This is a genomic window from Neobacillus drentensis (assembly GCF_036962765.1).
Taxonomy (GTDB): Bacteria; Bacillota; Bacilli; order Bacillales; family Cytobacillaceae; genus Neobacillus; species Neobacillus drentensis_C.
In genome coordinates this window covers 1-11,317 of sequence record NZ_JBALOS010000024.1, presented here as the reverse complement: position 1 = coordinate 11,317, position 11,317 = coordinate 1, and the positions used below count along the sequence as shown (strand labels likewise).

9 protein-coding genes are annotated in these 11,317 nt (G+C 39.1%); 2 read left to right on the top strand and 7 right to left on the bottom strand.

The window, feature by feature from the left end; translation table 11 throughout:
- Positions 1–281 precede the first annotated feature (281 nt).
- Entirely contained in the window at positions 282–602 is a 321-nt protein-coding gene (locus V7137_RS03870) for a hypothetical protein (RefSeq protein WP_335696842.1), read from the top strand.
- Positions 603–642: 40 nt separating this feature from the next.
- On the opposite strand, the gene V7137_RS03865 is transcribed toward V7137_RS03870, so the two are convergent.
- From V7137_RS03865 to V7137_RS03835, 7 genes are all read right to left on the bottom strand, one after another.
- On the bottom strand, positions 643–2,943 hold the full coding sequence (locus V7137_RS03865) for an ATP-dependent DNA helicase (protein WP_335696841.1): 2,301 nt from the start codon (positions 2,941–2,943) through the stop codon (positions 643–645).
- 156 nt (positions 2,944–3,099) lie between these two features.
- Positions 3,100–4,341: a glutamate-5-semialdehyde dehydrogenase gene (locus V7137_RS03860; RefSeq protein ID WP_335696840.1), complete on the bottom strand. Its 1,242-nt coding sequence runs from the start codon at positions 4,339–4,341 to the stop codon at positions 3,100–3,102.
- 6 nt (positions 4,342–4,347) lie between these two features.
- A complete protein-coding gene (gene proB / locus V7137_RS03855; protein WP_335696839.1) occupies positions 4,348–5,460 on the bottom strand; it encodes a glutamate 5-kinase in 1,113 nt (370 codons plus the stop codon).
- A gap of 367 nt (positions 5,461–5,827) precedes the next feature.
- Entirely contained in the window at positions 5,828–6,436 is a 609-nt protein-coding gene (locus V7137_RS03850; RefSeq protein ID WP_335696838.1) for an alpha/beta hydrolase, read from the bottom strand.
- Positions 6,437–6,645: 209 nt separating this feature from the next.
- The gene (locus V7137_RS03845) at positions 6,646–7,491 is read right to left on the bottom strand and encodes a DUF3307 domain-containing protein (protein ID WP_335696837.1); all 846 of its coding nucleotides are present in this window, start codon (positions 7,489–7,491) and stop codon (positions 6,646–6,648) included.
- A 28-nt stretch (positions 7,492–7,519) separates the two neighbouring features.
- Entirely contained in the window at positions 7,520–8,317 is a 798-nt protein-coding gene (locus V7137_RS03840; RefSeq protein WP_335696836.1) for a hypothetical protein, read from the bottom strand.
- 118 nt (positions 8,318–8,435) lie between these two features.
- Complete coding sequence (locus tag V7137_RS03835; protein ID WP_335696835.1) at positions 8,436–10,679, bottom strand: DEAD/DEAH box helicase; 2,244 nt, start codon at positions 10,677–10,679, stop codon at positions 8,436–8,438.
- A gap of 109 nt (positions 10,680–10,788) precedes the next feature.
- Between V7137_RS03835 and V7137_RS03830 the strand changes: the two genes are divergently transcribed.
- Positions 10,789–11,317 (top strand): hypothetical protein (locus tag V7137_RS03830; RefSeq protein ID WP_335696834.1); only part of this gene is annotated, 529 nt, incomplete at its 3' end.

Sequence of the window (11,317 nt, the reverse complement as noted above, 5' to 3'; positions counted from 1 at the left end):
ATATTAGGTTTATCCATCTCTCTTTCCCCTCCTTCAAAGTTTTTACCGTGTGCAACTTTTCTTTAATTATATGTAATAAATATAAAAATGTCTCCTATTTTGCAAAAATAAATATTTTAACAGTGTTTGGAAACTTGACTTTTTTCAAAAAAAAGGAAAAAAATTCACTTTTTATTTAAAGATATAATCTTTATCACTTGTATTTTTATAAAATTATGGTAATCTGAGATTAATTTTTATAATATTCAGTATTTTTAAAAAATAAGATTGGGGTGGGTAAAATGTTTAATTCTTCAGGAGGATCCTACGAGGGGGTCAACTCAAATATTTGTCAAACTTGCGGTAGTGTAACGTTTCAGCATGAAGCATCTTCCTCTAGTAAAAAGAAAGGAATAACTTATGTCATCTTGGGCTGGTTGTTCTTTGCTATTTCACTTGTCTTTATGCCTCTCCTATTTGGGGTTGGGGCAGTATTCATGGGAATTATGACTTTCTGTGAGCGCAGTCAGGTCCACGGTTCTATCTTAACCTTTTTTGCGGCAACAGGCTTAATTCTTGGGTCCTTGTTTAGCTTTATGGTATCTGGAACATTTCTTATATAACCATCACAAAACCCTTATGGAAAAGATTCCATAAGGGTTTTTATAGGATTAATCCGTGTTTAGGAGAACCAAGCGTATACTGCTGCCATTCAGGCGGCAGAAGCTGTTGATACTGTCGTTGTAAAAATCGATCATCGATTAATACAATCGTTCCATGGTCTTCTTCCGAGCGAATTAAACGTCCCCCTGCTTGAAGCACCTTATTCATGCCAGGATAGACATAGGCATAGTCATAACCATTTTTGTTTCTTTGATTAAAATGATCCTTAATGAGATTCCGTTCAAAACAAAGTTGCGGCAAGCCGACACCAACAACGACGACCCCATTTAAGCGATCCCCTATTAAATCGACACCTTCTGAAAAAATCCCGCCAAGAACAGCAAAGCCCAGTAAGGTTTCTGTTTGGTTAGGCAAAAAGGCCCCCAAAAAGTGTTCTCTTTCCGCTTCAGTCATCCCAGTTGCTTGAATGATCGTTTTTGTTTCATCGTCCTGTTGCTTGAACTCCTCATAAACAGCCAATAAATACTGGTAGGATGGGAAAAAAATTAATATGTTCCCGGGCCGGCTTTTAATCAATGATTGAATGACGGAAACAATCGACTCCTTCGTCTTGTCTCGATCCCGGTAGCGGGTGGACAATGGATGGATATGGACATCGACCTGATCACTAGAAAATGGAGAAGGGATAGATAGCGCATAATCATCCTCCCGCCCGCCAAGTAGATCTTGATAATAGGATAATGGCGAAAGTGTTGCTGAAAAGAAGATCTTGGATCGATATCCCTTTCCCATTTGTTTAAGAAGCTTAGATGGATCCATGCAAAAAAGTTTAATCGTCAAATCATTTTTCACTTTTTCCACATAAATAATATAGTGTTCATCAACAAACTCTGCCATTTTCAAAAAATGATTGGCTGTAAAATACGCTTCTAGAAGTGTCTGTGACGTTAAGGTGGGAAGAACTTGCTCTGTCATTATTACAAATTGCAGCAAGTGTTCAATCAATTCTTCATCTAGATTATCAATTGTAAACTCATGTTTCTCCGAATTTGCTTTTTTCAGTGCTAGAAACCATGCATTTAGTTTACCAGCAGCGTCAACTATCTCTTTATTGATACCTTTAAATTCCTTTTTCAATTGAAGAAATTGATCTTTGTTTATGGAAGATGAAAACATCTCCCGTCCCCGATCCACAAGATTGTGGGCCTCGTCTACCAATAAAGCAGCAGACTTCTTTTGTTCTTCAAACAAACGCTTTAGGGAGACGCGCGGGTCGAATACATAATTGTAATCGCAAATGATGCAATCGACTGCATAGGCAAGGTCAAGCGAAAATTCAAAGGGACAGACGGTATGTTTCTTTGCATAATTTTCGATTACGTCTCGAGTCATCGCCGTTTCATTCGATAATATATCAAGAATCGCACCATTAATCCGATCATAATAACCGTTGGCGAATTCACAGTAATCCTTTTGACAATTGGTTTCGTCCTTAAAACAGACTTTATCTTTAGCCGTTATCGTAACGGTGTTCATACAAAGACCACAAGCACGCATTTTCTTAAACGCCTCTTCGGCTGTTGTCCGGGTGATCGTTTTAGCTGTCAGGTAGAATACTTTGTCCAAATGACCTTCTCCGATTGCTTTTACGGAAGGAAAAAGTGTCGAGATGGTTTTCCCTATTCCTGTTGGCGCTTTAGCAAATAGATTTTTTTTATCGAAAATCGTCTTGTACACGACTCCAGCTAATTTCCGTTGTCCCTCACGGTAGGTATCAAATGGGAAAGCAAGCTCTTTACAGCTCTTATTCCGGTTTCGGCGATGTTCATGGAGAAGATTTGCATAGGGAGAATACTCCACGATTATTTGTCCCAGAAAGACTTCGAGCTCTGTGAAGTGATAATTTCTTTTGAAATATATCTTATCAAGTGTATCAACATGGACATAGGTAAGCTGAACAGAAATTTCTTGTAAATCATTGTCCCTCGCATACATATAGGCATACAGTTTCGCTTGGGCCCAGTGAACAGGATAGCCGCCTTGTTGGATCTGCTCGGTAAGCAGTGAATACGATTTAATTTCGTCGATGACCACCTCGTCATCACGAAACAACAGCCCATCACACCTTCCATCAATAATGAAGGAAAGATCCTCAGCCTTGACTTCAGCGCGGAGGTATACCTCTTTTCGATCGGATTCTTGATACGTTTTCTGGATCATTTGATGAATCCTTGTTCCATCTAGGAGCGTGGATTGTGACCGGAAACGTGAATCAATACTGCCACTACGATATACATGTTCAACGAGAGTTCTTACGGATATAGAAATAGCATCTGTCACTAAATCACCAACTCACTAAAAAATCATAACCAGAATATATGTTTGCCTTATTATTAATTATAGCAAATTTTCCTCTTGATTGGATAGTACTGACCCCAAAAATGAAAAAACAAGTAAAGATGAACGAGCATCCTTACCTGTTTTGTATGTTGGTTCCTATGAACGAATTTGTCCTGAACCACGAACAATCGCTTTTGTCGTTGTTAGTGCACGGAGCCCCATTGGTCCACGGGCATGAAGCTTTTGGGTACTAATTCCGATTTCTGCCCCATAGCCAAACTGTTCTCCATCGGTAAATCGAGTCGATGCATTATGATATAATACCGCTGCATCGACTGCCTGGAAAAACAAACGAACATTATCTGGATCTTCACTGATAATTGCCTCGGAGTGTCTTGTCCCATACAGGTCAATATGGTCAATCGCATCCTTCACATCATTTACCCTTTTTACAGCCAAAATCGGAGCTAAAAATTCACTGCACCAATCTTCTTCCGTTGCCTGCTTCACAAACGGATAGTCGGATGCTAGTTCTTCATCCCCACGCAGTTCTACCCCTTGGTCATGTAAAGCTTGTAAAATTTCAGCTGCATACGGCCATTCTTTGTGAATGAGCAGGGTTTCTGCTGCATTACAAACCGATGGACGATGTAGTTTCGCATTGATCGCGATGTCGATGGCCATCTTTTCTTTGGACGTTTCATCAATGAACACATGACAATTACCCACACCGGTCTCCAAAACTGGCACAGTTGCATTTTGGATGACCGATTGGATTAACCCTGCACCGCCGCGCGGGATAAGGACATCGAGGTATTGATTCAATTTAAACATTTCTGATGCCGTTTCCCGGCTTGTGTCCTCCAAAAGTTGAACAGCATCCGCTGGTACAGCGGTTTCTGCAAGCGCCTTGCGCATGACATGAACGAGCGCTTTATTCGAATGAATCGCCGAAGAACTCCCTCTTAAAAGAACAGCATTCCCAGCTTTTAAACAAAGACTTCCTGCATCAACGGTAACATTGGGACGCGCTTCATACACCATTCCAATCACTCCGAGCGGAACTCGGATCGTTTCGATTTTTAACCCATTTGGACGGTCCCATGCTTCAATTGTTTCGCCAATTGGATCCTTCAATTCAATTAACTGACGAACACCATCCACAATTTGTTCGATTCTTTCTTCTGTTAACAGCAGACGATCCAACAGCGACGGGGATAATCCATTTTCCGTTCCTGCTTCAATATCCTTGGCATTTTCAGCAATGATCCATTCTTTGTCCTTCAATAATTGGTCAGCGATCATCATTAGTGCTTCGTTTTTTTCCTCTGCTGACAGCATTCCCAATTGTTTGGCTGCTTTCCTTAATTTGCCTGCTTTCTCTAGTAACTCACTCATTTGTTATCACTCCTTAGTCATCGTGACCCAATTATCACGATGAATCACTTCTGCTTTTTTATTAATCGAATAATCTTTTGACTGTTCACTTGGCATACCTTTTACTTTTAGTAGATTTTTAGAAGAATAGTAGCTTTGTCCTTTCCCAACGATACTCCCTTTTTGATTGCGGACCACGACAACGTCTAGAGCATTAAATTCACCTATTACATTTGTCACTCCAACAGGCAATAAACTTTTTCCCTGGAACAACACAGCCTTCTCCGCCCCGTCATCAATTACAATCACACCACCTACTTGTGAGTGGTAAGCAATCCATTGCTTTCTCATTTGCATTTGCGTTTGGAATGGTCCGCCAATATACGTCCCATCCCCTTTACCAGCCAGAATATCAACCAGTTTTTCCTTACCCTTTCCTGTACCGACAAAAACACTGACCCCAAGGGAGAGAGCTTTTTTTGAAGCTAGTAATTTTGATTTCATTCCGCCCGTTCCTACCGAGGAACCGGCTTCTCCTGCAACTCCTAAGAGATTGTCAGATATTTCAGAGATAAAATGATATTTCTTAGCTTCCTTAGACGTTTTTGGATTGCCATCATATAAACCATTGACATCCGTTACAATCATCAATGCGTTCGCATGTAAAAAGCCACTTACTAAAGCGGACAGCATATCATTGTCGCCGAAAGTCAATTCTTCAATCGCCACCGAATCATTTTCATTAATAATCGGTATGACACCTTTTTGAAGTAACTCATGAATGGTATTAAAGAGGTTATGAAAGCGGACTTGGCTATAAAAGTCTTCACGAGTTAAGAGAATCTGTGCTGGTACTATCCCATACTCATTAAACAACTGAATATAATTTTGCATTAAGAGCCCTTGTCCCACAGCTGCGGCGGCCTGTTTCCCTGCCACACTTTTGGGACGAGTTGGATAACCAAGTAAGCCAAATCCCGCGGCAACTGCACCAGAAGAAATAAGAATGACATCATGCCCTTGCCCCTTTAAAAAAGCAAGCGCCTCTACATGGTCTCGAATCTTTTCTTCAGAAATTGTCCCTGAGGCATTCGTAAGCGAACTGCTCCCAATCTTTACAACCACCAACTGTTTTTTCATTTCCCTCGAACCCTTCTTTTAAAAAATAAAAAACGACTCTCCTGTCCTTAAAAAAGGACGGAAAGTCGTTTCCGCGGTACCACCTTTATTGATGCCATGCACCCACTTTGAACCCGTAACGAGGGTGACGGCTTATGTTTGCATAAGCAGTGTGTGTGAGGGCAGGTTCAATCTTTTTTCCGTTAGAAACCTTTCAGCCGATGGGTTTCACTCTCTAACACGTTCCAAAGATTTACTAATCCCAAACTGTTTTCGATTTATAATTTCTTTGATTATCCTTAGAAAATGAATAAAAGTCAATAGAATATTTTAAAATTTTAGAAAAAGAGCTAACCGAAAACAATCGGATTAGCTCTTAAAGATAGTCTTATTTATTGATTTTATTATACCAAGCCGCTGCTGCATCGACTTCGCTATAGGTTAATTGGTGTCCATTATGCTCCCAGTGAAGATGGACCTTCGCATTCGCATTTTCCAACAATTTTTCGAGATCACCTGATTCCAATGGTGAACAAATCGGATCGTTTGTCCCTGCGCCTATAAATACGGATACCCCTGTTAAGTCTGGTAATTCAATCCCTCTTAAAGGGACCATTGGATGATGAAGAATGGCTCCTTTTAACGCATCTTGATAATGGAACAACAAACTCGCCGCAATATTGGCACCATTGGAATATCCAATCGCGATGACATTATTTCGATCAAATTCATATTTTTGTGAAGCCTCGTCTAGAAATTCATACAATTCTTTTGTACGAAAAATAAGATCCTCTTCATCAAAAATACCTTCTGCTAATCTTCGGAAAAATCGCGGCATCCCATTCTCAAGGACATTTCCACGCACACTTAAAAATGAAGCATCCTCATCAATTTTACCTGCGAGTGGAATCAAATCTAACTCCGTTCCGCCCGTCCCATGCAGCAATAAAAAAGTTGGTTTCGATGTGTCTTTCCCCTTTTGAAAAATATGTTTCATGTTGTCCATCCCCTTCCTCATTCTAAATGCACCTTACAATTATTGTTCGATACTTAATCATTTCCTAACCGTCCAAATGATAAATATCTTAAATTCAATTATCTCGAATATGAGATAATAGTAATACTATTTTAGCATCTCGTCAATTACTTTGAATCCATTCCACAAATTAAAAAAGCACCCCACTGGATGCTTAGTCTCAATCTGCTTTATGTTAGGACGGCTTTTAATAAAATACCTAGGGTAATTCCTAAGAACATCGAGGTTAGTGTTCCAAGCAAAAAATATTCTGCCCAGTCCCTGTCATCCATTTGTTTAAAGCGGGCAATAGACTTGGCTGCCACAATAAACCCAATCGCTGGATAGGAACTATAAAATGTTAACAATAATACTAGCAATCTCTCAATATAGCCAATTAATTTTCCCCGTGAAAGATCATGCTTACTAAAAACGGTATAATTATATTCCTCTGTTAGTCCCTTTCTACCCTTATGTATAAACTCAGTTTCATTGCGCTCATTTTTAAACGAATACTTCCCCTCAAAGGTTAATAGTTGATTTGGCAGGGACCCTAAGAGAATCTTGATCATATGCCCGCTTACAGTTGTGGCTAAAATGACAATGATGATGATAAACAAAACAGAATCAATAAAACCTAATCCCCCATCCTTGATTAACCCTTTTATTTCAAACTGAAAACAGAGCATACATACAAATAAAATGACGCCTAGATGAAGTCCCTGATCAAAAACAAAGTAACCCAGCCGCTTCATGTTTTCTTCTTTCGTCATCTTCATTTTATCTAGCAGCTTAATCTTAAAATAATCCACGATAAAATGCGATATTACAATCGCGATTAAAGGAAGGAACAGATTAGGAAGGACATTCTTAAAATGAAACTCGTGTACCCAGAATCCGATTAAAACGATTGTAGTCATGAAAAAATGGTGAATAGTATGTTTCCGTAGATTTTTGCGTTTCTCAATGACCATGTCATCTGTTTGTAAATAAAAATCTGCTATTAAGTGGGCAAGGACTAGACTGAAAAATAACATGGTTTCTCCTCTCTCTTTATTATGGAATCTAAGAATCGATTAATGTTTTCAGTATCGACTTTAAATGATTCCGAATGCTTGTTGTTAGATTCTCGCTGGTATCTTTTGGACTAATTGCATTTCCAGGATATGCTTTTTCTTGTAATGAATGCAGTATACTAATTATTTTGGTAAATGTATCTAGGATTTCTTCACTATTTCCCTTTTTAAAATGACTCGATATTGTCGGAGCCGTTCTGCCAAGGATTTTTGCAACCCCCTTTTGCTGATTTAAAATAAGGAAAAGGGAACATACAAGCTCCTGTATATCCGTTTGATTTTGAATAAATTTCAACTGTAAATGTAGCAATGCATTGATCAGTGTTTCAAATTCATTTCTGAACTGATGATACGGTAACAAATGAAGGGTCTCAATTGGGTAAAACTGATCGAGTTCAAACTTAAAGAGCATTCTATTTTTTTCTTGTTTTATTAAATCATTCGCATATCTTGCTTGTTTGACCAAAGGGTGGATCCATTTTTCAATATCGACTTCCTTTAATTCCTTTTCTATATCACCAAAGGCCAAGCCAAAATAAGGCATATGATCTTTGTATTTCCACACCCTACTGACAAAAAAGGCAATGGTATAAGCAGAAGAATAACCAGGACCGACAAAAATAATTTCATCTCCGGCCCGATGCTTAATTTGGATTGGACCAATATTCTTTGTCCAACAAGTAATCCAGTCGACTACTTCATCCAAATAAATGGTAAGTTCCTCCGCCATTTTTCCGGCACTGGAATTGCTTACATCAAGAATAAAAATCGATATCGGAGCATTCATTTATTTTCCCCTTTAACAAAAATTAGATTATATAATCTAATTTTAATTAAATTAGATTATCGTGTCAAACTATTATCAAATTAGTCTATTTGACAAAACTTTTGTGTTATACAATGAACTACTGCCTCGTCTGGAACTGTCCGATCAAATACTCACATACCTTTTCCGATTGGAGTCTAGCGGCAATATAGGGGGGATGGACACCCTTGTTCGCCTCTAAAGGTAAACCAAGCCATAAGAGCTGCTCGTCGATGATGATAAATGGAAACGACAAGCTGACGGAAAGGATATGATCAGGCTGTAATTCTTTCCATGATTCCCCAGCCAAAACCGTTAATTTTACGGATTGGTTCCGGTTTTGCAACTGAACCTTCCATTGTTCAGGTAGGACTGTTTGCTCCGGTAAAGAAAGAAGAATCGAATTTTTAGCAGACTCAATATCTCGGATTACTTTCTCTAACTTACGAGCATGCATCCAATCTAATCTTGGGTGCTGATTCTTAATCCATTTTCCAATATCCTTTGTTCCAATTGTTTGCTGATTCCTTACCTGATGTTCCACCAGCTGTCGAAGTGTTTTACGATGAAAAACATGATTTCGAATAAAAGACTGGTTGCTGACATGAATGAACTTTCCTTTCGTTCTGGTGATGGCAACATTAATCAATCGCTCACTATCCTTTCCGGTTAGGAGCATCCCTGCCCGTGTCTGCGGCTCACTTTCCACCGTGTCAAAGACCATGACATCACGCTCACTGCCTTGAAACCTGTGCACGGTGGCAGCGATAATATCAGCCGTTGAGAGTTCCTTTTCATATAAATCCGCAAGTATTAATTCCATTAAATCCGCTTGCGCACGGTATGGGGTAACATAACCAATCGATCGTTCCCCGGCCATATAGGATTCATGAATTAATTGAAAAGACAATAACACCTGCCATAAATTCATGCGCGAATGTGACCCCTTTTCTGATATACAATGAGCCCCAAGATGACTGGTATCGAGAAGTACTGCAGCCATGCCTGGAAAGGGTGCAAGATCTACAATAGGTTTTCTGGTTTTGATAACACTTTCGTGGTTACCGACAAGTGAATGATAGATGTACTGATTCGTGAATGCAGAAATATCTGGGTGCATTCTGCGTTGCTCCTTTAATAAAAAAAGATGCGGATGCAGCATTCCGTCATTAACCCAGTCGACAACACCTGCGCGATGAAAGATATCCTCCTTTAACCACATGGTGACTAATGGATCACGAGCGGATGCAATCGGTGGTAATTGTTTAAAATCCCCACAAATAATGACGCGCTTACCGAGTGTCGCAGCGAAAGCAGCTTGAGGAACATAAGCCATACTGGCTTCATCGAGGATGACAATGTCAAATTCTTTTTCATAGATCGCCGCATCACCTGCTGCTTTGGCAAGTGTTGTCCCGACGATAAACGCATCCTGGATAAATTCAAGTTCCTTCTGGCGAATCCTGTCAAGAATCTTAGCAATTTTGGTCTCTAGTTCTAGCAATTGATTGGTATCCCTTTTGCTAAAGGAACGGGCAATATCCTGCTTCAGTTTACGTCGTTCATCAAGTAACATTTCTTTCTCGTCTGCAAGCTGGGGATTGTCTTTCTGAAGAAGTTGACTAGTGGTCACTGCTTCATGATGTTCGAGCTGCTCCCCTGTATTAAATCCATAACGAAGTACATCCCCATCACGGAAACGGTCTTTCTTTTGAATAAAAGTAGATATTTCACTTATCAGAACATCTACTGCTTGATTACTGTGTGATAATATCAACACTTTCTTTTCCTGAAAATACTTATTAGCGGCTACTCGTGCCAAAGTATAAGTTTTCCCTGTTCCAGGCGGGCCCCAAACAAAGGTAACAGGGTTGTATTTCGATCGTAAAACAAGTTCATGAACATTGCTTTTCCTTTTTTCAACCGGATGCTTAGCAGGCATGGATGGGTCCATCAACCTTTTTACTCTGATTCGTTTCTGCTTATTTTTTTTCATTTCATCGAGGCGCTCTATAAGCTGTTCGAGTAGTTCCCATGGATCGTGAAATAGCTGCGCTTCACCAATTAAATCTCCAAAAGATTGCTCCATGGCAAGCATTACGCCTTTACCTTCAGAAGAAAGGACACGTCCATTTTGTTTCATACTTCCCCATTCGAGTCGTACTTGAGAACCAATGGGTATACGGAGAGAGAGCGCGGTATCGAAATAGTATGTATAGGATCCTTCTGTGGATAAAAGCCTTCCATTAGAAACAAGAAATTTATTACTGCCATATTTTTTCAAATGGAGGATTTCATGTTGTAGAGCCCTCTGCCATTCTTTAATAAAATTTATCACCTTCATAAAAATAATCCCTTCTATATGCATATTCCATACATATCCTTATAAAAAAAAGGAGATATGCACTAATTCCAAATATTATACATTAAATAAATAGGGAGGGATATTTCTAATGAGTAAATTAGATTTCTTAGAAATAAGCAGGAATTTTAAGAGCTATTATCAAACACTTCGGGATGTCCATTATTATCTAACGAATGATACTGAATTAAGCCCGTTGGAATTACAAGCAGTTTCCAAGGTATTGAGTAAATTAATTTATGGATTTATTCGTATTAAAGGTACCTCTTTCCGAGAAATGGACCGCGAACAGTTCGAACAAGAATTTAATCTATTTCATCAGGATTTTCTAAATGTCATCCAAAATAGCGGCGAAAATAATGTGGATTTCGATCAATTCACTGAACTAATTGATGAAGTAATTGGAATCGCTGTTAAGAGGACAATTGCACTTGGAAAAATTAAAAAAGTAAAACAAGATTCTTTCCTCCAAGATGAGGTAATGGCTGATGTAACTGATGATGAATCAGAATTATTTAATGAAAATGAGGAAAGTGTTTCCGATGATGAAGTGGTTGTTGATGTGATCGAGGAATTTGATGAAATAACAGAGCCAGTACCTGAAGTCGAAACCGTAAGTA